At 66.0% G+C, this 22,553-nt stretch carries 22 protein-coding genes; 15 read left to right on the forward strand and 7 right to left on the reverse strand.

The window, feature by feature from the left end; genetic code table 11:
• Nucleotides 1-42: 42 nt before the first annotated feature.
• Nucleotides 43-960, reverse strand: coding sequence for a LysR family transcriptional regulator (locus ACZK13_RS08660; RefSeq protein WP_478482439.1), 918 nt, complete (start codon nucleotides 958-960; stop codon nucleotides 43-45).
• A gap of 97 nt (nucleotides 961-1,057) precedes the next feature.
• On the opposite strand from ACZK13_RS08660, the gene ACZK13_RS08665 reads away from it, so the two are divergent.
• From ACZK13_RS08665 to ACZK13_RS08675, 3 genes are all read left to right on the forward strand, one after another.
• A complete protein-coding gene (locus ACZK13_RS08665; protein WP_478482440.1) occupies nucleotides 1,058-1,897 on the forward strand; it encodes a type 1 glutamine amidotransferase domain-containing protein in 840 nt (279 codons plus the stop codon).
• A 98-nt stretch (nucleotides 1,898-1,995) separates the two neighbouring features.
• A complete protein-coding gene (locus ACZK13_RS08670) occupies nucleotides 1,996-2,727 on the forward strand; it encodes a hypothetical protein (protein ID WP_478482441.1) in 732 nt (243 codons plus the stop codon).
• A gap of 79 nt (nucleotides 2,728-2,806) precedes the next feature.
• Complete coding sequence (locus ACZK13_RS08675; protein WP_478482442.1) at nucleotides 2,807-3,286, forward strand: hypothetical protein; 480 nt, start codon at nucleotides 2,807-2,809, stop codon at nucleotides 3,284-3,286.
• A gap of 12 nt (nucleotides 3,287-3,298) precedes the next feature.
• On the opposite strand, the gene ACZK13_RS08680 is transcribed toward ACZK13_RS08675, so the two are convergent.
• Nucleotides 3,299-4,717 carry a M1 aminopeptidase family protein gene (locus ACZK13_RS08680; RefSeq protein ID WP_478482443.1) on the reverse strand — a complete coding sequence of 473 codons (1,419 nt, stop codon included), beginning with the start codon at nucleotides 4,715-4,717 and terminating at the stop codon, nucleotides 3,299-3,301.
• A gap of 152 nt (nucleotides 4,718-4,869) precedes the next feature.
• Here ACZK13_RS08680 and ACZK13_RS08685 point away from each other — a divergent pair, with 152 nt between their 5' ends.
• Complete coding sequence (locus ACZK13_RS08685) at nucleotides 4,870-5,652, forward strand: 3-hydroxybutyrate dehydrogenase (RefSeq protein WP_478482515.1); 783 nt, start codon at nucleotides 4,870-4,872, stop codon at nucleotides 5,650-5,652.
• A 72-nt stretch (nucleotides 5,653-5,724) separates the two neighbouring features.
• Here the strand turns inward: ACZK13_RS08685 and ACZK13_RS08690 are convergent, their stop codons facing one another.
• Genes ACZK13_RS08690 through ACZK13_RS08700 form a run of 3 tightly spaced genes read right to left on the reverse strand, consistent with a single transcriptional unit; the run spans nucleotide 5,725 to nucleotide 6,984 of the window.
• Nucleotides 5,725-6,183 (reverse strand): SRPBCC family protein, encoded by a 459-nt coding sequence (locus ACZK13_RS08690; protein WP_478482444.1) that lies wholly within the window; start codon nucleotides 6,181-6,183, stop codon nucleotides 5,725-5,727.
• A gap of 2 nt (nucleotides 6,184-6,185) precedes the next feature.
• Nucleotides 6,186-6,518 (reverse strand): ArsR/SmtB family transcription factor, encoded by a 333-nt coding sequence (locus ACZK13_RS08695; RefSeq protein ID WP_132809957.1) that lies wholly within the window; start codon nucleotides 6,516-6,518, stop codon nucleotides 6,186-6,188.
• Nucleotides 6,519-6,528: 10 nt separating this feature from the next.
• Entirely contained in the window at nucleotides 6,529-6,984 is a 456-nt protein-coding gene (locus tag ACZK13_RS08700) for an SRPBCC family protein (protein ID WP_478482445.1), read from the reverse strand.
• 165 nt (nucleotides 6,985-7,149) lie between these two features.
• Between ACZK13_RS08700 and ACZK13_RS08705 the strand changes: the two genes are divergently transcribed.
• Complete coding sequence (locus ACZK13_RS08705; RefSeq protein ID WP_478482446.1) at nucleotides 7,150-7,674, forward strand: N-acetyltransferase family protein; 525 nt, start codon at nucleotides 7,150-7,152, stop codon at nucleotides 7,672-7,674.
• A gap of 141 nt (nucleotides 7,675-7,815) precedes the next feature.
• Nucleotides 7,816-9,585 (forward strand): oleate hydratase, encoded by a 1,770-nt coding sequence (locus tag ACZK13_RS08710; RefSeq protein ID WP_478482447.1) that lies wholly within the window; start codon nucleotides 7,816-7,818, stop codon nucleotides 9,583-9,585.
• Nucleotides 9,586-9,633: 48 nt separating this feature from the next.
• On the opposite strand, the gene ACZK13_RS08715 is transcribed toward ACZK13_RS08710, so the two are convergent.
• Nucleotides 9,634-10,473 (reverse strand): oxidoreductase, encoded by an 840-nt coding sequence (locus tag ACZK13_RS08715; RefSeq protein WP_180836897.1) that lies wholly within the window; start codon nucleotides 10,471-10,473, stop codon nucleotides 9,634-9,636.
• Nucleotides 10,474-10,575: 102 nt separating this feature from the next.
• Between ACZK13_RS08715 and ACZK13_RS08720 the strand changes: the two genes are divergently transcribed.
• Complete coding sequence (locus ACZK13_RS08720; RefSeq protein ID WP_343205070.1) at nucleotides 10,576-11,520, forward strand: AraC family transcriptional regulator; 945 nt, start codon at nucleotides 10,576-10,578, stop codon at nucleotides 11,518-11,520.
• A gap of 65 nt (nucleotides 11,521-11,585) precedes the next feature.
• Here ACZK13_RS08720 and ftrA read toward each other — a convergent pair whose 3' ends face one another.
• Nucleotides 11,586-12,587 (reverse strand): transcriptional regulator FtrA, encoded by a 1,002-nt coding sequence (gene ftrA / locus ACZK13_RS08725; protein WP_346484690.1) that lies wholly within the window; start codon nucleotides 12,585-12,587, stop codon nucleotides 11,586-11,588.
• Between the two features lie 312 nt (nucleotides 12,588-12,899).
• On the opposite strand from ftrA, the gene ACZK13_RS08730 reads away from it, so the two are divergent.
• The 8 genes from ACZK13_RS08730 to ACZK13_RS08765 all read left to right on the forward strand — a co-directional run bounded on the left by ACZK13_RS08730 (nucleotide 12,900) and on the right by ACZK13_RS08765 (nucleotide 22,547).
• Nucleotides 12,900-15,476 (forward strand): TonB-dependent receptor plug domain-containing protein, encoded by a 2,577-nt coding sequence (locus ACZK13_RS08730; RefSeq protein ID WP_478482448.1) that lies wholly within the window; start codon nucleotides 12,900-12,902, stop codon nucleotides 15,474-15,476.
• Between the two features lie 82 nt (nucleotides 15,477-15,558).
• Nucleotides 15,559-16,140 carry an FMN reductase gene (gene msuE / locus ACZK13_RS08735; protein ID WP_253144469.1) on the forward strand — a complete coding sequence of 194 codons (582 nt, stop codon included), beginning with the start codon at nucleotides 15,559-15,561 and terminating at the stop codon, nucleotides 16,138-16,140.
• 142 nt (nucleotides 16,141-16,282) lie between these two features.
• On the forward strand, nucleotides 16,283-16,660 hold the full coding sequence (locus ACZK13_RS08740; RefSeq protein WP_219626372.1) for a DUF3088 family protein: 378 nt from the start codon (nucleotides 16,283-16,285) through the stop codon (nucleotides 16,658-16,660).
• 14 nt (nucleotides 16,661-16,674) lie between these two features.
• Entirely contained in the window at nucleotides 16,675-17,670 is a 996-nt protein-coding gene (locus ACZK13_RS08745) for an MsnO8 family LLM class oxidoreductase (protein ID WP_253144472.1), read from the forward strand.
• Nucleotides 17,671-17,688: 18 nt separating this feature from the next.
• Nucleotides 17,689-19,032 (forward strand): LLM class flavin-dependent oxidoreductase, encoded by a 1,344-nt coding sequence (locus ACZK13_RS08750; protein WP_414577679.1) that lies wholly within the window; start codon nucleotides 17,689-17,691, stop codon nucleotides 19,030-19,032.
• 4 nt (nucleotides 19,033-19,036) lie between these two features.
• Nucleotides 19,037-20,257 carry a M20 aminoacylase family protein gene (locus tag ACZK13_RS08755; protein ID WP_478482449.1) on the forward strand — a complete coding sequence of 407 codons (1,221 nt, stop codon included), beginning with the start codon at nucleotides 19,037-19,039 and terminating at the stop codon, nucleotides 20,255-20,257.
• Nucleotides 20,254-20,805, forward strand: a complete 552-nt coding sequence (locus ACZK13_RS08760; protein ID WP_125892936.1) for a GNAT family N-acetyltransferase — start codon at nucleotides 20,254-20,256, stop codon at nucleotides 20,803-20,805. The genes ACZK13_RS08755 and ACZK13_RS08760 overlap by 4 nt, the downstream gene beginning before the upstream one ends.
• Nucleotides 20,802-22,547 carry an amino acid ABC transporter permease/ATP-binding protein gene (locus ACZK13_RS08765; protein ID WP_478445727.1) on the forward strand — a complete coding sequence of 582 codons (1,746 nt, stop codon included), beginning with the start codon at nucleotides 20,802-20,804 and terminating at the stop codon, nucleotides 22,545-22,547. The genes ACZK13_RS08760 and ACZK13_RS08765 overlap by 4 nt, the downstream gene beginning before the upstream one ends.
• Nucleotides 22,548-22,553 lie beyond the last annotated feature (6 nt).

Raw genomic sequence — 22,553 nt, forward strand, 5'->3', positions numbered from 1 at the left:
GAAAAGCGGTTCAAACCCGACACCGCTGACAAGCCCCCGGCTTCAACCAACGCCAGCCTCAGCCGCATTCCCCACCAGCAATTCAATCATCGCCCGCGCGGCCGCCGATTGCCGCCGATGCGGTGCATAGATCACCGAGAACGGCCGCGATCTCCCCCGCAACTGCGGCAGCACCTCCACCAGCTGCCCGCGCTGCAACCGCTCGCGCACGATGAACGCATAGCTCTGGCAGATGCCGATGCCTTGTTCGGCCAGCGACACCACGCCCAGCACATCGTCGGAGGTTTCGATGGACGAACGCGGCAGCCAGTCCACGTCGCGCCCGGCGTCGCGGAAGATCCACGGCGCAAGTCGCCCAGTACGCGGCATCACGAAGGGCAGGCACAGGTGCTGCTGCAAGTCGTCCAGCGTCTGCGGCGTACCCCGGCGCTGCAGGTACTCCGGCGCGGCCACCAGCAGCAGCGGAGCGTCCTCCAGCTTTCGCGCCACCAGCCCGCTGTCCGGCAGCTGGCCCAGGCGGATGGCCAGGTCGAAGCCTTCGGCCACCAGGTCCACGTTGCGGTTGGTGATGTTCAGTTCCACCTGCACCTGCGGGTACTGCTGCGCAAAGCGCGCCAGCACGGGCGGCAGCCGGTAGTGGCCATAGGTGGTGGGCACGCTCAGGCGCACGCGGCCGGCCAGCGCACCGTCCTGGGCCAGTACGTCGCGCTCGGCGTCGTCCAGCAGGCCGAAGGCGGTGCGCACCTGTTCCCGATAGAGCCGCCCGGCGTCGGTAAGGCCCACGCGGCGGGTGGTCCGCTGCAGCAGCTGCCGGCCCAGCCGCGCTTCCAGCCGGGTGACCGCGCGGCTCAGCACCGAGGGCGTGGTGGACAGCGCCACCGCGCCGGCCGTGAACGAGCCGTGCTCGACCACCGCCAGGAACACCTCCACATCGCCCAGGTAGTCGAACTTGCGGCTCATTTGGCTCTCCGGGGAACAGATGTTTTGCGATGGGGCCAATTTATCGCCGCTGGGGCGATGAATAAAGTGGCCGCCATTCCCCGATAGGAGCGACCCCATGAACCTGATGACCCGGCTGGCCGCAGCGCTGGCCCTGACCCTGGCCGCCAGCGGCGCGCAGGCCGCCAACGTGCTGGTGGTGCTGTCCGACGAAAACCACCTGGACCTGAAGGACGGCAAGGTGCTGTCCACCGGCTTCTATCTCAACGAGCTGATGCAGCCGGTCAAGCTGCTGCTGGACGCGGGCCACGAGGTGACCTTCGCCACGCCGCAGGGGCGGGCGCCGACGGTGGATGCGTCCTCGGTGACGGCGGCGTACTTCGGCAACGATGCCGCGCAGCTGACGCTGCACAAGGACCTGCTGGAAAAACTGGCGCTGACCTCGCCGACGGCCTCGCCGGTGGTCAGCCTGGCGCGCATCGAGCAGCAGGGCTACGCGCGTTTCGATGCGGTTTACATTCCCGGTGGCCACGCGCCGATGCAGGACCTACTGAAGAGCCCGGCGCTGGGGCGGCTGCTGGCCGACTTCCACCAGCGCAACAAGACCACCGCGCTGGTCTGCCACGGGCCGATCGCGCTGCTGTCCACGCTGCCGGATGCGGCGGGTTTCGTGGCAAAGCTGGAGGCGGGGGCGATGCCGGCTACGCCGAAGTGGATTTACAGCGGCTACCAGATGACGGTGATCAGCAACCAGGAAGAAGAGCAGGCCAAGCCGCTGCTGGGGGGCGGTGAGATGAAGTTCTACCCGCAGACCGCGTTGCAGCGGGCGGGTGCGACGTTCAGCAGCAACACCACGCCGTGGACCGGGCATGTGGTGGTGGACCGCGAGCTGATTACCGGGCAGAACCCGGCCTCGGCGCTGGAGGTGGGGCAGCGGTTGGTGGAGCGGTTGAAGTAGGGCGGATTCAGCATCGCATGCTGTGCCGTGGCACCATGATGGGCTGGCCTCGTCCTTCCGGGCGGGGCCGTTTTCCCAGGGGAGCCCTCGAACACGACATGCGAACGTCTTTTTTCATTCTCTCCGCCCTGTGCCTGGCGCTGCTCTCCGGTTGTGCCAGTGGCCCGGAGGAGCACGCCTCAAGCCGCGAGATCACCGGTGCGTTCGTGGCCGACGACGGCCAGCTGTACCTGCTGCCGCGCTTTGAAGAGCCGATGCGTTTCAATGCCGCGCCGTTCCGCGAGTACCGCGCGCTGATGGACAGCCCGCTGCGCGAGGCGGTGGCCTGCGCGCAGATGTACTTCCATGAGGATTGGCGCGACCCGGCCAACAAGGCCAAGGTGCACGGCAGCTATGCGCTGCTGCTGCGGCCGGAGCAGGTGACGCCGGAACAGGCCGCGCAGTTCAAGCTGGAGCGGATTGAAGTGCTACCGCGCGAGGCGAAGTATGTGGATGAGCGGGCGCGCTACTACCTGCCGCAGGACCGGAGCCGTTATGCGCTGGCGTTTGATCGGGCCTGCAATCTTTCAAAGAAGGGCGGCAGCTATTACAGCGCGCTGTTCGAGGGCGACGGCGAGCGGGTGAAGTTGCCGGATGCTACGGCGCTGGCGGAGAAGGGGAAGCTGGCACAGCCGATCAGTGCGCGGGCGCAGCGGATCCTGCCGGAGAGGGAGGACAAGCCGGGTGTGGGTTCGGCGGCGGGCAAGGTGCTCGGCGCGGCGTTGATCCCTGTGGCGGTGCCGGTGTTTGTGTTGAGTCTGCCGTTCCTGGGGCCGGATCATTGGAAGTGATGGGGCGTTGAGGGAGAGCCATCCACGCGTGGCGTGGATCTACTTGGGCATCGCCTGAAAGTTCATCCTGGAGATCTGTGTGCCCAGCACGCTGGAAACTGTTTTGAAGACCGTAGGCTTCATTGTCCTCGCGGCACTTCCGTTGGTGATCCTCTGGTTCACCCTTCGGCGAATGTCAGCGACCGCGCGTTCTGCATTGGGATCAGGGCTGCGTTTGGATCCCCCGCGCCGGATTTCCGGCACGTCCATGACCTTGGTGATGGTGGATGGCAAAGAGGATCGCGAGCACTATTTCTTTGATACAGAATCCTTCTACCTGCGACGTGGGCCGGTGCCCACGGCGGTTCCGCTTTCGCAGATCACCTCAGTCACACGAACGTCCGACGTCATCTATTCGCGCTATGTCTGGCAGGTGTGCTTCAGCAGAGCATCGGGTAGAAAGTGCGTGACGTTCACCAACAACCTGTCGCTGTTCAACCGCGACTTCCTGCTGTTCCTGGAGGCGGTGCGGAAGGCTAATCCGCTCGCGGCCGTTGAGCGAGCGAGTCTGTTCTTCTGAGTGCTGGATGATTCAGATGTGCGGGCGTTGAGGGAGTGAATCCACGCGTGGCGTGGATCTACAGCTTGGCCTGCCGCCAGCCACACAGCTTGCCCGCCAATGCTCCCAGGCTTTGGCATCAATGCCAGCCTTCATCGCGATGCCCTGCAGCTCCGCCCAATTCTTCGGCGAAGGCGAGGCCAGCAGCCCGCGCATGAAGGCCTGCATCTTCGCTTCGCCCACTTGCTTCTCCAACGAGAGCAGCAGCAAGGGCGCATAGACGTAGCGATACATCTCGCCCAGATCCGAGTTGCCGTCGATGGCATCGAACGCCGGCAGCGGCTTCTCCTGCATTTCGATGGCCGATTGCAGTCGCGCAATGTAGCGATCAGCCGCGGCATCGCCACTGATCTCGCGCAGCGCCTTGATCGACAGGAATTCCGCGCTGGATTCCAGCAGCACCCAGAAGTAGGGGCCCTGCGGGCGGTTCAGTGTGCCGAAGTAGTAATGGCCCATTTCGTGCGCGATGTACTGCACGCGTCGCTCGGCGTTCTCGCCCCCGGTCAGCAGTGAATCGGCCACGTTGCCGATGCTGCCGCTCATGGCGATGGTCGGCCAGGTGGCAAAGCCCCATTCGCTGCCCTCACGGTCGCGCTCGATCTGGTTGAGGGTGACCATGCGCAGGAAGGTGGGGCGGTCGGCCAGCGGCACGCCCATATAGCGGCTGTGCACGTCGGCTATCTTCTGCACGGTGCCGGAAAGAGCATCGACCTTGGCCGCGGGCAGGGTCTCGTTGAGGATCGTGACCTGCGCGGTGCGGGTGATCGGGCCGCTGCCGCCGAACAGCAGGATCGGTCGTGCGTTGTCGCTGCGGAAGCGGCCCTGCGCGCCTTCGATGGCCTGGCTGCCGTTGAGATACAGGAACCGGCAGCCGGCGCAATCCACCTGCAGGTCGTAGCGGCTTTCGCTGCTGCGCACGCGGGCCCTGGGATCGAACGCCTGCGGCAGCCATGCGGACTGTTCGGTGAAGCGGGCGCTGTCGCCGTTGAAGGCCATCAGGCCCTTGAAGTCGGTCGGGGCATCGTGCCGGGCGTAGACCGGGAAGGCGCCCACGTACTGCACGCAGAGCGTGGCGGGTGGCTTTGCCACGGTGTACACGCGTGCTTCGCCATCCACGCCGGGGGCATACCAGCCTTCGAAGTCCATCGGAGCGCCATCGCCATCGGTGACCCGGGCGACATTCAGGCCGGCGTTGAGCACGAAGGTGCCCATCGATTCGGCAGGGCGGTTGGATACGCAGACGTTGCCTTCCACGCGGCCGGTCGCTATATCCAACCGCACGCTGCCGGTGGTGAGCGGTGTGGCGTCTTGAGCAGGCGGCGCGGCCTGGCTGATGGCAGGGACGAGCAGTGCGGCAACAACGGCGGGCAGCAGGGCCTTGCAGGGGTTCATCGGGCCATCCATGGGTGGATTGGGGTGAATATAGGGGGGATGTGGATCTTTGCCGAGGGGCAGCATCCACGCATGGCGTGGATCTACTGATCCAAGCGTGCGGTGGATCCAGAGGGCTACACTGCCTACCTACGCCCCTTGGACGCTCACCCATGTTCTCTGGAAAGGTTGCGGTGGTTACCGGCTCCACCAGCGGTATTGGTCTTGGCATCGCTACGGCGCTGGCGCGGCAAGGCGCCGATATCGTGCTGAATGGCTTTGGCGATGCGGCGGAGATCGAACGCATCCGTACCAACCTGGAAACCGAGTTCGGTGTTCGCGTGGCGCATGACGGTGCCGACCTGTCCCGTGGCGAGGCGGTGCGCGGAATGATCGCCCACGCCGTTGCGACGATGGGGCGCATCGACATCCTGGTGAATAACGCAGGCATCCAGCACACCGCGTCGATCGAGGAATTCCCCATAGAGAAGTGGGATGCGATCATCGCGCTGAATTTGTCGGCGGTGTTCCATGCAACGGCGGCAGCCTTGCCCCATATGAAGCAGCAGGGCGCCGGCCGCATCATCAACATCGCATCCGTGCACGGGCTGGTGGGCTCGGTGAACAAGTCGGCCTACGTGGCGGCCAAGCACGGCGTGGTGGGGTTCACCAAGGTGATAGCGCTGGAGAACGCGGGCACCGGCATCACCGCCAATGCCATCTGCCCGGGCTGGGTGCGAACGGCGCTGGTCGAGCAGCAGATCACCGCATTGGCGGAGAAGGAAGGCACGGATCAGGAATCCGCTGCCCGTGCATTGCTGGCCGAAAAGCAGCCTTCGTTGCAGTTCGTGACGCCCGAGCAGCTGGGCGAGATGGTCGTGTTCCTGGCCTCGGATACCGCCGCCCAGATCACCGGCACGGCGTTGCCGGTGGACGGTGGCTGGACGGCGCGCTAGCGGACCCGCATCGGCCGCATTGCCGACGCCGCAGCAGCCAAGGCGCCTGCGGCGTCGTCCCGACGCAGCCGTTTACTTCGGCTTCGCAAACACATCCAATCCCTTGCCGGTCTCCAACAACGACTTCAGGCTCGACAGCACGATCGGCCAGCCTTGGCGGATGCCGGTATCCATGCCGCTGCCGGGTTCAAGCTCGTCGTGGGTAACCGTCAGCCGCACCATGTCCTGGTAGGGCACGACCTCGAAGGTCACCCGGCTGTAGGCAGCGGGGTTGTCGGCCTGCGAGGCGGCGGCCCAGGTGATGACCAGCCGCGAGGGCGGGGTGCTTTCCACCACTTCGCCGACCAGTTCAACCGAGCGCTTTTCGTTGGCGCGCACATGCTGCCAGCGAGAGCCGGGTTTCCAGTCCGAAACGTTTTCGTGGCCCCAGTAGCGGCTGGCGATCTCGGGGCGGGTGATGGCCTCGAACACCTTCTGCGGCGTGGAGGCGATGTAGATCACGTGGATGAAGCGGGTGGACTCTGCGGACATCGTCATTCTCCTTCCAGTTCTCGTTTCAGGTCATGCAGCAGGCCTAGGCGCTGCTGCTCGAACTTGCGTACCCAGCGCTCGTAGACTTCGTGCAGGGGCACCGGGTTGATGAAGTGCAGCTTTTCGCGGCCACGGCGCACGGTGCTGATCAGGTTGGCGTCTTCCAGCAGGCCCAGGTGCTGGGTGACCGATTGCCGGGCCATGTCCAGGTGCTCGCACAGCTGGCCGAGCGTCTGCCCGTTGTCTTCGCAGAGCAGGTCCAGCAGCGTCCTGCGCGTGGGGTCGGCCAGTGCCTTGAAGACCTTGTCTGTGTTGCGCGCGTTGTCTACCGCCATGGGAATGTCTTCAATTCCAGTTATCGATCCTGACGTCGTGTGGGTTGGGCTGGCCCTTGCCGGTTTCCAGCAGCGCCTTCAGGCTCATCAGGAACACCGCCCACTTGGTGCTGCAGTGGGAGGTGAACTCGACGCGCTCTTTCCAGCCTTCATGGGTGAACAGCACGATGCAGTAGTCACCTTCCTGTTTCAGCAGGAAGCGTGCGCGGGTGCCGATCCATTCGGCGGGGCCGGCGAGGAACCGCCAAAGCACGAGCTCGCCTGGAACAAGCTGCTCAAGTTTCATTTCCATGGCACCGATTTCCTGGCCGTTGTTCGTGAAGCGCACCTTGACCGTCCCGCCGGCCACGCGGTCGCCATGGGTGTCTTCAGCCCACCAGGCGGCGACGCCTTCGGGGGTGGCCAGAGCCTGGTACACCTGGCTTGCAGGGGCCTTGATGCCGACCCTGTGTGCGATATCGACCATTGCAGGTTCCTCGCTTGGGCGGACAGGTGCCGTCCTTGGGTGGACTATAGGCAGGTAAATGCCTGCATGTCAAATCCGGTGGACGGTGGACTGGATCAATACACTGGGCACCTGCCAGGCATGGCCTGGCACTACTGGATCTACGGAACGTCAGGGAGTGCATGCATGACTGAAGCTGGAAAGGACATCTTGAACATCCGCCGCGCCAGCGAGGCGGATGCCCCTGCGGTGCTGATGCTCTTCGACGAAGTTATCGAATGGTTCGTGTCGATCGGCAACCTGCAGCAATGGGGTAGTGAGCCGTGGTCCACGATGCTGCGCCGGATCACCCAGGTGACCGATGCGTGCGCGCTGCCGGGTGCATGGGTGGCGCAGAACGAGCAGGGTGACGTGCGCGCGTTCCTGGCGCTGGGCGAGTCGATGCCCTATGTGCCTGCGCCCACCGGCCCGGAACTGTATGTACGGGTACTGGTGGCATCGCGTGATGCCCGCGTGCGTGGCATCGGCCGGCGCCTGATGGCCTTTGCCGATGAGCAGGCGCGCGCTGCCGGGCTCGACCATCTGCGCGTGGACTGCTACGGCGGTGGCAACGGTGATCTGGTGCGCTTCTATGAGACCTGCGGCTACACGCGCATCGCGCCGTTCAATGTGGATGGCTGGCCGGGCATGCTGCTGGGGCGACAGCTCTGACGTGGCTGCGTCATTCGGTCGCAGCGTGCGTGCAGGAAACGGTACATCGGTTCGGCGCTAGAGTAGGGGCATGACCTGCATGGAATGGCTGTGTCATTCCACTGCGGGTTCCTGATGACCCCCTCCAGGAAGGAGCAACGCATGTACTACAGCAGTGGCAACTACGAAGCCTTCGCGCGCCCGCGCAAGCCCGCCGGTGTCGATGACAAGCGCGCATGGTTCGTCGGTTCGGGCCTGGCCTCGCTGGCCGGCGCCGCGTTCCTGGTGCGCGACGGCCGCATGGCCGGTGAGCGCATCACTGTCCTTGAGCAGCAGCAGATAGCCGGCGGCGCGCTGGATGGCCTGAAGGTGCCGGAAAAGGGCTTCGTGATCCGCGGCGGCCGCGAGATGGAAGACCACTTCGAGTGCCTGTGGGATCTGTTCCGCTCGATTCCGTCACTGGAGATCGAGGATGCCAGTGTGTTGGACGAGTTCTACTGGCTGAATAAGGACGACCCCAACTATTCGCTGCAGCGTGCCACGATCAATCGCGGTGAGGATGCGCACACCGACGGCCTGTTCACCCTGAGCGAACAGGCGCAGAAGGACATCATCGCGCTGTTCCTGGCCACCCGGCAGGAGATGGAGAACAAGCGCATCGACGAGGTGCTGGGCCGCGACTTCCTGGACAGCAACTTCTGGCTGTACTGGCGCACCATGTTCGCCTTCGAGGAATGGCATTCGGCGCTGGAGATGAAGCTGTACCTGCATCGCTTCATCCACCATATCGGCGGCCTGCCGGATTTCTCTGCGCTGAAGTTCACCAAGTACAACCAGTACGAATCGCTGGTGCTGCCGCTGGTGAAGTGGCTGCAGGACCACGGTGTGGTGTTCCAGTACGGCACCGAGGTGACCGACGTCGACTTCGATCTGGCGGCCGGCCGCAAGCAGGCCACGCGCATCCATTGGACGCGTGACGGTGTAGCCGGTGGCGTGGATCTGAGCGCGGATGACCTTGTGTTCATGACGATCGGTTCGTTGACCGAGAACTCGGACAACGGCGACCACCACACGGCTGCGCGATTGAATGAGGGGCCGGCGCCTGCCTGGGACCTGTGGCGACGCATTGCCGCCAGGGATCCTGCGTTCGGGCGTCCGGACGTGTTCGGCGCGCACATCCCGCAGACCAAGTGGGAATCGGCGACAGTGACGACGCTGGACGCACGCATTCCGGCCTACATCCAGAAGATCGCCAAGCGCGACCCGTTCAGTGGCAAGGTGGTGACCGGCGGCATCGTCAGTGTGCGTGACTCGCGCTGGTTGATGAGCTGGACGGTGAACCGCCAGCCGCATTTCAAGAACCAGCCCAAGGATCAGATCGTGGTCTGGGTGTATTCGCTGTTCGTGGATACGCCTGGAGACTACGTGAAGAAGCCGATGCAGGACTGCACCGGCGAAGAGATCACCCGCGAGTGGCTGTATCACCTGGGCGTGCCGGTGGAGGAGATCGACGAACTGGCTGCCACGGGCGCGAAGACGGTGCCGGTGATGATGCCGTACATCACCGCGTTCTTCATGCCACGCCAGGCCGGTGATCGCCCGGACGTGGTGCCGGAGGGCGCGGTGAACTTCGCCTTCATCGGCCAGTTCGCCGAATCGAAGCAGCGCGACTGCATCTTCACCACCGAGTATTCGGTGCGCACACCGATGGAAGCGGTGTACACGCTGTTAGGTATCGAACGCGGTGTGCCCGAGGTGTTCAATTCCACCTATGACGTGCGCTCGTTGCTGGCGGCGACCGGTCGCCTGCGCGATGGCAGGGAACTGGATATTCCCGGCCCGGCGTTCCTGCGCAACCTGCTGATGAACAAGCTGGACAAGACCCAGATCGGTGGCCTCCTGCGCGAGTTCAAGCTGGTGCAGGAAGACTGAGCGGGTGGAATGGTGGCAGCCGATGAAACCATCGGCTGCCTACGGGCCTCAAGCGACGCCGTCGGTCGTGCGGGTCAGGTGTTCCCAGGCGTCGATGCTGTCGCCCAGCGATGCGAGCTTCGCCCGCACCAGCTGCAGTGCGTCGCTGCCCAGCAGCAGGTGGCTGGGCGGCGCGTCGCTGTCGATGACCTGCAGCATGGCCTGCGCAGCCTTCAGCGGATCACCGAGCTGGTGGCCACTCTTTGCCTCACGCGCGCTGCGGATGGGGTCGAACAGCGCGTCGTAGTCTTCAATGCTGCGCGGTGCTCGCGCCATCGAACGGCCTGCCCAGTCGGTGCGGAAGGAGCCCGGCGCGACGGCGGTGACGTGGATGCCGAACGGCGCAACCTCCTTGCCAAGCACTTCGCTGATGCCTTCGAGTGCGAACTTGCTGCCGCAGTACCAGGCGATGCCGGGCATCGTGATGAAGCCGCCCATGGAGGTGATGTTGAGGATGTGGCCACGGCGGCGCGCGCGCATGTGCGGCAGCACGGCCTTGATCAGCGCGGCCGGGCCGAACACGTTCACCTCGAACTGGTGCCGCAGCTCGGCCAGCGTCGATTCTTCGAGGATGCCTTCGTGTCCGTAGCCGGCGTTGTTGACGAGCACGTCGATGCTGCCGACGTTGGTTTCGATTTCGGTGACGAGCGCATTGATGGCGTCGGCATCGGTGACGTCCAGCAGGCGGCCGAGCGCGCGGCCGGGCGCCAGCGTTTCAAACGATTGGCGGGTGGTTTCGTTGCGCACGGTGCCGACCACGCGATGCCCGGCCAGCAGGGCCTGCTGCGCAAGGGCGCGGCCGAAGCCGCTGCTGACACCGGTGATGAGGAGAAGGCGGGATGGGGACATGGGGAGGCGCTCATGGTGGACAGGGCTTGCACGTTAGTTCTTGAACGGTGCCCGCCCCAGGCCTAGGATTCGACCATTCTTGCCTATTCCTCTGGAGTGCCAGTGGTCGATTCCCTGCAACGACAGGTGCAGGCACGCATGGTCGGCCTGCTGAAGGCGTTGGCGGTGGAGGAGGGCTATACGCTCACGCCGCTGCCGGGGGTGCGGCTGCTGCGCTCCGACCGGCCTCTGGCACGCACGCCGGTGTTGTATGACCCCGGCATCGTGATCGTCTGCCAGGGCGTGAAGCGCGGTTACCTGGGCGGTCAGGTCTACCAGTACGACGCACAGCACTACCTGGCGGTATCGGTGCCGGTGCCGTTCACGATGGAAACCGATGCTTCTGCAGAGGCGCCGCTGCTGGCGATCTACCTGCATCTGGATCTGCAGTTGGCCGCGGATCTGTTGATTGAACTGGGCGAACAGGCGGGCACATCGGAGGCACCGGCACAGAGCATGATGTCCAGCCCGATGCAGGCGCCGATGCAGGCCACGGTGCTACGCCTGCTGGAGGCGCTGGCCGACCCGCTCGAAGCGGTCGTGCTGGGCCCGGCGCTGGTGCGTGAGGTGTACTTCCGCGTGCTGACCGGTGCGCAGGGCGGCGCGATGCGCGAGGCGCTGGCCATGCGCGGCCGCTTCGGCAGCATCGGCAGGGTGCTGCGTACGATCCACGCCTTGTATGCCACTGCGTTGGACGTGGGCCAGCTGGCGGCCGAAGCGGGCATGAGTGTGGCGACCTTCCACGACCACTTCCGCGCGATCACCGCCACGTCGCCGATGCAGTACGTGAAGTCGACCCGCCTGCACCAGGCTCGGCTGCTGATGCTGCGGCAGGGGATGACTGCCGAAGCGGCATCGTTGGCGGTGGGATATGCCAGCCCGTCCCAGTTCAACCGCGAGTTCAAGCGCCTGTTCGCGTTGCCGCCGGCGGCCGAGGTGGCGCGGATGCGGCGGAGTTTTGCCCTTCCGCCGGGGCCTGCAGATGCGGTGTACGTGTCTTCGCATTGAGCGGCCGCCGGGGTTTCCCAGGCTTTCTCGACACGCCGGCCAGCGGCCGGCCCTACCCACGGGGTTCAGCAGCCGACCAGCCGGTCCGCACCAATACCGCTGCGATGCTGGCTGCGGTATTCGGTCGGGCTGGCCTCGACCTGCCCGCGGAAATGCCGACGGAATGATTCCTGCGAACCAAAACCGGCCTGCTCGGCAATCCACTGCAAGGGCCGGTCAGTGGTTTCCAGCAGTTCGCGGGCGAAGGCCACGCGCTCGCGGATCAGCCAGTCGATGGGCGACAGGCCGGTGGCTTCCAGGAACTGCCGCTGCAGCGTGCGTTGGCTGAGTGCGGCCTGCTCGGCGAGGCTGCCAAGCGAGTGCGGCTCGCGCAGGTTACGGCGCATCCACTCCATCAGCTTCGCCAACCGCGTGGGCTCGCCGTTGGGGATGGCCCGGCTGACGCGCTGGCTGCGCCCGGCATCACGCCAAGGTGCCAGCACCAGTCGCTCGGCCACCAGATTAGCCACGCGCGCACCGTAATCCTTGCGCACCATGTGCAGCATCATGTCCATGCCGGTGGCCGAGCCGGCCGAGGTGATGATGCTGCCGGTGTCCACGTAGAGCACATCCTCGCGCACGTCGATGCGTGGGAAGTCGCGTGCCAGCGCTTCGGTGAGGCGCCAGTGAGTGGTGGCCTCGCGGCCATCGAGCAGCCCGGCCCAGGCCAGCACGAACGCACCGGAGCAGATCGACGCGATGCGTGCGCCGCGTGCATGGGCGCGGCGCAGTGCATCGAGCAGGGCCTGCGGCGGACGTTCGCTGGGTTCGCGCCAACCGGGGATGACGATGATGTCGGCGTCATCGACGCTGCTGAGATCGTAGGGCAGCTGCACCTGGGTGCTGCCGAGCATGCGCAGTGCGCCGGGCTCGCCGGCGCACAGCTGGGTGCGGTACCAGGCCACGCCCAGTTCAGGCCGTATCGGTGCGAACAGGCCGACCGCACAGCCGAACTCGAACAGCCCCTGGCCGTGGCAGGCGACGATGGCGACGAGCGGGGCGGCGGGATCGGCGGGTGGGCTGGGCATGGCTTGATGCTACGGGTGGCGGTGCGTGGCGCAGAGCGGTGCGCGGGCATGAGGTGATGCCTGCGGAGCATGTAGAGCCGAGCCATGCTCGGCTGTTCTTTGTGGCTCAATTGAATGGGCTTCGTCTGGCATTGAGCCGAGCATGGCTCGGCTCTACAGAGAGCAGTGCGCCGGTGCAGGCCGCCTAACGTCATTACCAGCAGTCATGTGGATGGCCGGATATGACGGTTGGGTGACGCGATCCCGCCTGTCGCGGTGGGTGAACAGGCCCTTGAATGGAAGCGTGTTTCCGGCCCACCCCCACGAGCCCCCATGCCTGCCGCCTACGCCCCAGTCCTGAGCACTCTAGCTGTCCTGATCGCCGCCGTCCTCGCTGCTTCGCCCAGCCATGCGGCGGAAGCCGATGCAGATCCTGCCACCACTGCAGCTACCGCCAATGTGGCGGCCTCCACGCTGGATGCGGTGGTGGTCACGGGTTCACGCACCAGCACGCGCACGGTGAAGAACAGCTCCACGCCCATCGATGTGATTTCCGCCGAAGACCTTGCCGCTACCGGGCAGGGCAACCTGCTGGAAGCGCTGCAGCGCAGCCTGCCGTCACTGAGCCAGATCGGCGGCTACCAGAGCGACCAGGAAAGCCTGATCCGCGGCTACCAGCTGCGCAACCTGTCGCCGGGCTACACGCTGGTGCTGGTCAACGGCAAGCGCCGCAATGCCAGTGCCTATGTGAGCGGTGCCAATGGGGGCGGCTTCCCCGGACATGCGTGGGCGGACCTGGCGTTGATTCCGGTCTCGGCCATCGACCATGTGGAAGTGCTGCGTGATGGTGCCTCCGCCATCTACGGCTCGGACGCGATCACCGGCGTGGTCAACGTGATCCTGAAGTCGCAGGCGCACGGTGGTGATGTGTCGGTGGAGAGCGGGCAGAGCACCGATGGTGATGGTTCGCGAACCAGCGTGCGCGCCAACGTCGGCCTGCCGTGGGGCGAGGATGGCTTCGTCAACCTGTCCGGCGAGACCACCCGCCAGCATCATGCGATCCGCACCCGTCGCTACATCGATGGCTACCTGAGCTATCCGGCAGTGGATGGCAGCGGCAATCTGGTGGCGCTTCGGCCGAACAATCGATTGCCAGCGGGTGCTGCGCCGAACCCGGCCGAGGCCAGCCGCAATGCCGAAGCCAATACCATCCTCAGCTCGCCGTCATATGCGTTGAAGGCCTTCGCGGTGAACGTGGGCCATGGCCTGGGCGAGAGCGCGCAGTTCTACGCCAATGCTACGGCCAGCGATCGCACCGCACAGGCGATCCAGAATTTCCGTCTGCCGGCGACCATCTTCACTACCTACAAGGCGCCCGGCGTGCTGAGCGTGTTTCCGGATGGCTTCCTGCCGGTGCTGGAAACCAAGGAAAAGCAGTACACCGGTACGGTCGGGGTAAAAGGCCAGATCGCGGGATGGGACTACGACGCCAGCCTGACCGGCAACCGCAGCACCGTGCGCACCTATACGCGTAACTCGGTGAACTACTCGCTGCCGTATCCCGGTTCACCCACCGACTTCTATGACGGCAAGCTGGACTACCAGCAGGGCATCGCCAACCTGGACCTGCGCCGCGGCTTCGAGGTGGCGGCATTTGCTTCGCCGCTGGAGGTGAGCGCGGGCGCCGAGTATCAGCACGAGCAGTACGAGCGCGGCGCAGGGCAATGGGAGTCGTATACCGGCTTCGGCGCTGCAGCCTTCGTCGGCTATTCCACCGCCGATGCGGTGAAGGCTACCCGCAACAGCAAGGCGGTGTACGTGGGTGCGGCCACCAACATCACCTCGCGCTGGTATCTGGATGCAGCCGCGCGTTGGGAAGACCATTCCGATTTCGGCAGTGTCTCTACCGGCCGCCTGACCACGCGCTTCGACTTCACCGACGCGCTGGGTGTGCGCGCCACGGTCAGCAACGGTTTCCATGCGCCCAGTCTGGGTGCGCAGTTCTACCAGGCCACCGGCAGTTGCCCGTGCGGCACCACGCTGGTGGCGCAGGTGTCTTCGCCCGCGGCGATTGCGTTGGGTGCCACACCGCTGAAGCCGGAAAAGGCCACCAACTACAGCCTGGGCGTGACCTGGGACCCGAGCCCGGCGTTCCATCTGGCGGTGGATGCCTATCAGATCGACATCCGCGGCCAGCTCGGCCAGTCCAGCCAGATCGGCTACAACGCGCAGGATCCGGCGCGCGTCACCGACAACAGCGGCACGGTGCTGAGTGCGGCGCAGAAGAACACCATCGATGCACTGCTGGGTTCGGCCGGCATCAGCATCCTGCCGGGTGATGCGTTCTACGCCAGCTACTTCACCAACGTGGGTAATACCCGTACACGGGGTGTGGAGTTGACCCTGGAGGCGAACCAGGAAACCGCGTGGGGCAAGCTGCGCTGGAGCTACGCGGCCAACGTCGGCCGTACCACGATCCAGAAGGTCAGCGACATTCCGGCGGCGTTGCAGGGCCTGCCGAACATCAACCTGCTGACCAGATCCAGCGAGTATGCGCTGCGCTTCCGCACGCCCAGCTATACGCAGGTGGCGGGGCTGGGCTGGCAGAACGGGCGCTGGCGCTCGAATCTGGACTTCACCTACTACGGGCCGATCAAGCGCCTGAACAACGGCGTGGAGTACAGGCAGCCGCCGGTGCTGGTGACCAACCTGTCCGGTGGCGTGGATCTGGGCGCGGGCTGGAGTGCGGCGCTGGGCATCAACAACGTGTTCGACAAGCGCACCCGCAAGGTGCCGGAATACGCGCGCAGCGCCACCGATGTGGCGAGTATCGAGACCACGTGGGACAGCGGCGATGTGCTGAGCAATGTGGGTGCGTATTGGTACGGGCGGGTCAGTTACCGGTTCTGAGGTGGGAAGCAGTCGAGCATGGCTCGACTCTACAAAAGCGAAGGGCAGCCGAGCATGGCTCGGCTCTACACGGGAGCAGTTCATGTCTTCTGCATTGAGGGTGGTTGCATTGGTGGGGTCGCCGACCAGCTCGGCGACGTCGCGCACGTTGTTGCTGGTACGGCATCTGCTGGACTCGCTGCAGCAGCGGGTGCACGCCAGCGTGGAGCTGGTGGAGCTGGCGCCGATCGCGCGTTCGCTGGGTCAGTCGCTGTCGCGTGGCGAGGCGAAGCCGGCGGTGGAACAGGCACTGCAGACCATCGAGGCGGCGGAGCTGCTGGTGGTCGCAGCGCCGGTCTATCGCGGCTCGTATCCCGGCTTGTTCAAGCACCTGGTCGACTTCGTCGAGCTGGAGGCGCTGGTGGATACGCCGGTGCTGCTGGCAGCCACCGGCGGCAGCGAGCGACATGCGCTGGTGATCGATCACCAGCTGCGGCCGTTGTTCAGTTTCCTGCAGGCGCACACGCTGCCGATCGGGGTGTATGCCACACCGGCCGACTTCGAGGGCGAGCACATCAGCAGTGCGGCCTTGCAGGCACGCATCGAACTGGCGACCGAGCGTGCAGCGAGGCATCTGGCCACGCAGGCACTGGCGGTAGCGGCGCCGCTGCGACGTATTGCCTGACGCCATAACCGACGGCGCTTTGCTTATGGCTACGCCGCATCTGCGTGGCCGGATCTGACCGCCGATTGTCGCCAGCCGTCGCTGCTGCGGCTGCTGGCATCTCTAGCATCGATATCGAAGCGGCATCGCATTGCCGGCCCCGATGAGGACGACCCCTGTGACTTTCGACGCAGCAAGCAAACCCATCCTGTTCCTGCTCGACCGTGAGTTCGAGGACGGCCAGATTCCCGGCCAGCGCTTCTTCTGTCGGCACAGCCTGCTGCTGGAGGGCGCGCTGTCGAGCATCGATGGCCTGGACGCGCAGCTGGATGTACGCCGCATCGGCTTCGCGCGGCCGCGCCGCGAGGTGATCGCCGAGATCGGTGAGCAGGACCAGTCACTACCCAAGCTGGTGTTGCCGCAGGGCGTGCGCAGCGAACTGGCCAGTGGCGCGCACCAGGACCGCCAGTACATCTCCGGTGCAGAGCCGATCCTGGCCGCGTTGAACGGCTTGCTCGGCATTCCCGTGGCCCACCCCTGAGCGAGAACGCGACCATGAGCTATCAGATCAGCGTGCTGGACAAGAGCCCGGTGGCCGAAGGTGCCTCGCCGGAGCAGGCATTACGCAACAGCCTGCAGCTGGCGCAGCGCGCCGAGCAGCTGGGCTACCACCGCTACTGGTTTGCCGAGCACCACGCTACGCCGACGCTGGCCAGCCCTGCACCGGAAGTGCTGGCTGCGTGGGTGCTGGCGCAGACCCGGCGCATCCGCATCGGCAGTGGTGGGGTGATGCTGCGCCACTACGCGCCGTACAAGGTGGCGGAGAACTTCAACCTGCTGTCGGCGCTGGCGCCGGGGCGCGTCGATCTGGGCGTGGGCAAGGCCCCCGGTGGCTTGCCGGCATCGACTGCCGCGCTGGCGGCTGGCCGGCCGCCGTTTACCGACTTCGACCAGCAGCTGCGCGACCTGGAAGGTTTCCTGTCCGGCACGCTGAGTGAAGACCACGCGCATGCCAACGCACAGGCTCGGCCGGTTCCGCAGCAGGCACCGGAGCGCTTCCTGCTCGGGGCCAGCCCGCAGAGCGCGCAGCAGGCGGCCGAGCTCGGCTGGCGCTTCGTCTACGCCGCGCACTTCGATGGTGACCCGAAGCATATCGAGGCCGCGTTCGATGCCTACCGCAGCGTTTCAACGCAGCCGCCGCTGCTGGCCACGGTGGCGTTCGCCGCACCAACTGCCGAAGCCGCAGCGCGTCATATCGGCGCGCTGCGCGTCTACAAGCTGCGCCTCGGCCCCGGCCAGACGGTGAATCTGCCCAGTCCCGAGGCGGCTGCCGAGTACGCGCGCCAGGTGGGCGTGGCTGACTTTCGTATCGAGGAAACGCGCCCCAGCGTGTTGTCCGGTGATGCGCAGCACGTGCGTGACGAACTGGATGCGCTGCACCGGCGCTTCGGCGTGGGCGAGTTCATCCTCGATGCGCCGGTGGCCGACCTTGATGCACGCCTGACATCCCTTGAACTGCTGTCGCCCGCGCCGCGCGCGGCGGTGGCCTGACCTGCAGGAGCGATTCCCATGAGCACGACCCCGCGCCACATTCCGTTCGGCATCATGCTGCAGGGTCCTGGCAGCCACATGCATGCCTGGAAGCATCCCTCCAATCCGGCCGATGCCAGCGTCAACCTGCAGTTCTACATCGACATCGCGCGTACCGCCGAGGACAACGGCATCGCCTTCGGCTTCGTGGCCGACGGCCTGTACATCAACGAGAAGTCGATCCCGCACTTCCTCAATCGCTTCGAGCCGATCTCGCTGCTGTCGGCGCTGGCCACGGCGACGAAGAAGATCGGCCTGGCGGGCACGCTGTCGACCTCCTACAGCGACCCGTTTACCGTGGCCCGGCAGTTCGCTTCGCTGGACCTGCTCAGCGGCGGTCGTGCCGGTTGGAACGTGGTGACCTCGCCACTGGAAGGCTCGGGCCGCAACTACGGTCGGCCGCATCCGGAGCACGCGTTGCGCTACCAGATCGCCGACGAGTACCTGGACGTGGTGCAGGGGCTGTGGGATTCCTGGGACGACGATGCATTCGTGCGTGAGCGCGACAGCGGCACGTTCTTCGCGCCGGACAAGTTCCGCCGCCTCGACCACAAGGGCCGCTTTTTCCAGGTGGAAGGGCCGCTCAACATCCAGCGTTCGCCACAGGGGCAGCCGGTGATCTTCCAGGCCGGGTCGTCCGACGATGGCATCGCGCTGGCCGGCAAGTACGCCGATGCGGTGTTCACCCATTCGCCATCGCTGGAGGAGACCCGCGCGTTCACCCAGAAGGTGAAGAACTCGGCGATCGCCCACGGCCGCAGCGGCAATGACGTGAAGATCTTCCCGGGCATCGGCCCCATCGTCGGCCGCACCGCGGAGGAGGCTGAAGCCAAGTACCAGGCAATCGCCGCACTGGCCACGCTGGAGGATGCGCTGGCGTACCTGGGGCGCTTCTTCGACCATCACGATTTCAGCCAGTACGATCCGGACGCGCCGTTCCCGGAGCTGGGTGACATCGGCAGCAATTCGTTCCGTTCCACCACCGACCGCATCAAGCAGGATGCGCGTGAGAAGGGCCTGAGCCTGCGCCAGGTGGCGCTGGAAGCGGTGAGCCCACGGCCAAATTTCATCGGTACGCCGGAGCATGTGGCCGACGAGCTGATCCGTTGGTTTGATGCTGGTGCCAGCGACGGCTTCATCCTCGGTTTCGCGGCACAGCGCGAAGGCCTGGACGATTTCGTGACCCAGGTGCTGCCGATCCTGCAGGCGCGCGGCTACCACCAGCGCGAGCTGGAAGGGCAGACCCTGCGCGCGCATCTGGGCCTGCCGTACAAGGCCAGCCGCCATGCGACCGATGCCGAGCCGGCGCGGAAGGCAGGGTAAGGCGATGAGCGGAGAAAGCGCGGCAGCACCGGGCCATGCCCGGCGGAATTCCCCAACGACTGGCGTGCTGCCGGAAATCGCGGCACGCGCCGAGGCGGCCATCGCGATCCGCCATGACCTGCATCGGCACCCGGAGCTGGCCTTCGAGGAACACCGCACCAGCGCACGCGTGGCCGAGCTGCTGCAGCAGTGGGGCTATGAGGTCACCACCGGCCTCGGCGGTACCGGCGTGGTCGGTACGCTGCAGCGCGGGCAGGGCAGCCGTCGCCTTGGGCTGCGTGCCGACATCGATGCACTGCCGATCCATGAGGACTCCGGCCTGGCCTACGCCAGCCAGAACGAGGGGCTGATGCATGCCTGCGGCCACGACGGGCATACCGCCATCCTGCTGTCCGCCGCGCACTACCTGGCCCATCACGGCCGTATCGACGGCACCCTGCAGCTGGTGTTCCAGCCGGCCGAGGAAACCGGTTCGGGCGCTTCGAAGATGATCGCCGATGGCCTGTTCGAACGTTTTCCGGTGGATGCGATCTATGGCCTGCACAACTGGCCGGGCGTGCCGGTGGGTCACTTCGGCTTTGTCGATGGCCCGGCAATGGCGTCGGTGGACTGGGCGCGGCTGAAGGTGATCGGCAAGGGCGGTCACGGCGCCGAGCCGCAGGGCAGTGTCGATCCGATTCTGGTGGCAGCGCACATCGTCACCGCGCTGCAGAGCGTTGTCTCGCGCAATGTGGATCCACGGCAGATGGGCGTGGTCACCGTCGGTTCGATCCACGGCGGGCAGGCCGCCAATGTGATCCCGGACGTAGTGGAGCTGAAGCTGACCGTGCGCGCCTACCTGCCCGAGGTACGTGACACCCTGCGGCGCCGTGTTACCGAGGTCGCCGAGCAGACCGCCGCCGCGTTCGGCGCGCGCGCGGAGATCGAGTTCCCGCGCGGCTTCCCCAGCGTGATCAACCATCCGCAGCAGACCGCCTACATCCGTGAGGTGGCCGTGCAGGGCTTCGGCAGTGAACAGGTGGTACCGGAGTTCGCGCCACGCACGGCCAGCGAGGATTTCGCGTTCCTGCTGCAGGCGCGGCCGGGCAGTTTCGTGTTCGTCGGCAACGGCGACAGCGCGCCGCTGCACAGCCCGCGCTATGTGTTCAACGACGCCGCCATCGCACCCGCCGCCAGCCTGTGGGCGCGGCTGGCTGAAGACTATCTGGTGAAGGACGTGGCATGAGCAGCAACGAACGCTTCCTCTACACCTCGGTGGATGATCCACTGGCGCGGCCGCTGTTCGATGGCCTGGAGCAGGAGTACGACAGCCGCTACGCCGACGTGCGTCGACGCATCGGCGGCAGCGCCCGCGAGGAGCTGCAGCGCTACCCGGCGCAGGCCTTTGCTGCCCCGGTTGGCGCGTTCGTGCTGCTGCTGCGCGATGGTGTGGCGATCTCCGGCGGTGCCTTCATGCCGCACCGCGATCCGGATACCGCCGAGTTCAAGCGCATCTGGACATTGCCAGGGCTGCGCCGCCAGGGCATCGCGCGGCGCGTGCTGCAGGAGCTGGAAGACCAGGCAGCGCGGCAAGGATACCGGCGGGTGTTCCTGACGACCGGCTTCCGCCAGCCTGAGGCTGTTGGCCTGTACCTCAGCCATGGCTACACCGCGCTGTTCGACCTGGAGGCCGACCCGGAAACGGTTGCGCATCTGCCGTTCGAAAAGCACCTGCGGGCAGCGACGCCTGTCGTTGCGCCTGCGCAGACCCAGCTGCAAGGAGCCCACGCGTGAGCACGCCTTCGACCGCGCTGGATGGCATTGCAACCCGGCCGGCGCCAGCACCGGCGCTGAAGATCGTGCCGGCCCGGCATCCGCTGCAGGTCTTCGGCACGGTGCTGGCACTGGCGCTGATCCTGATCGGGCTGCAATCAGTGCTGGGCAATCCGCGCTGGGGCTGGGGCACCTTCGCCGAGTGGTTCTTTGCACGCCCGGTGCTGGAAGGCCTGGGCCGTACGCTGCTGTTGACCGCACTCGGTACCGGTCTAGGCTTCGCGCTGGGCACCTTGCTTGCGCTGGCCCGGGTGTCCGGTTCACCGCTGCTGTCGGCGGTGTCGTGGGGCTATGTCTGGTTGTTCCGTTCGATCCCACTTCTGGTGCTGTTGTTGCTGTTGAACAACCTGGGCTACCTGTACACCACCATCGAGCTGGGCGTGCCGTTCACCGGTATCAGCCTGTTCTCGTACCCGACCACGCAGCTGATTGGTGTGTTCACCGCGGCGGTGCTGGGCCTGACCCTGAACCAGGCGGCGTTCTCGGCGGAGGTGATCCGTGGCGGCATCCTGTCTGTGGACCATGGGCAGTATGAGGCGGCCGCCGCGCTTGGCCTGCCGCGTGGCCGCCAGGTGCGCCGCATCATCCTGCCGCAGGCGATGCGCTCGATCCTGCCGGCCGCGTTCAACGATGTGATCGGCCTGGCCAAGAGCACTTCGGTGGTCTACGTGCTGGCGCTGCCTGAGCTGTTCTACACGGTGCAGGTGATCTACCGCCGCAACCTGGAAGTGGTGCCGCTGCTGATGGTGGCCACGGTCTGGTACCTGGTGATCCTCACCGTGCTGTCGTTGCTGCAGCGGCGCGTGGAGCAGCGCTTCGCACGCGGTCAGCTGCAGCGCGAGCGTTCGGTATCGCGTGTCTCGTCACCGACGCGCGCCACAGGTGAGGCTGCACCGCGCGTGGTCAATCGCCCGCGCATCGCCGCGCAGGTTGAAGCGGGCGAGGGGGCATCGGTATCGCTGCACGGTGTGGGCAAAGTGTTCGGCGACCAGCCGGTGCTGGAAGACGTGAACCTGGACCTGCGCGCTGGCAGCGTGACGGTGCTGATCGGCCCGTCCGGCGCCGGCAAGTCCACGTTGCTGCGGCTGATAAACCACCTGGAACGTGCCGACAGCGGTTACGTGACCGTCGGCGGCCAGCTGATCGGCTACCGCCGCGATGGTGACACCCTGTACGAGCTGCCCGAGCGTGAGATCCGCCGCCGTCGTGCGGAGGTGGGCATGGTGTTCCAGGGCTTCAACCTGTTCCCGCACCTGACTGCGCTGGAGAACATCATCGAGGCACCGATCGCAGTGCGTGGCGTGTCGCGCGCGCAGGCCGAGCAGCAGGCGCGCACGCTGCTGGAACGGGTCGGCCTGGCCGACAAGGCCGATGCCTTCCCGCGCCAGCTGTCCGGCGGCCAGCAGCAGCGCATCGCGATTGCTCGTGCGCTGGCCCTGCAACCGAAGGTGCTGCTGTTCGACGAACCGACCTCGGCACTGGACCCGGAGCTGGTGGCCGAAGTGCTTAGCGTGATCGAGGAGCTGGCCCGTTCCGGCACCACGCTGGTGATCGTCACCCATGAGCTGAGCTTCGCCCGTCGGGTGGCTGACCACGTGGTGATGATGGACCAGGGCCGGGTGATCGAGCAGGGCACGCCCGAGGCGCTGTTCGAGCGCCCGCGCCAGCAACGCACCGCCGATTTCCTGGCCAAGACCCTGTAACCCCGG

The organism is Stenotrophomonas sp. 99219_Sma, from assembly GCF_056480785.1.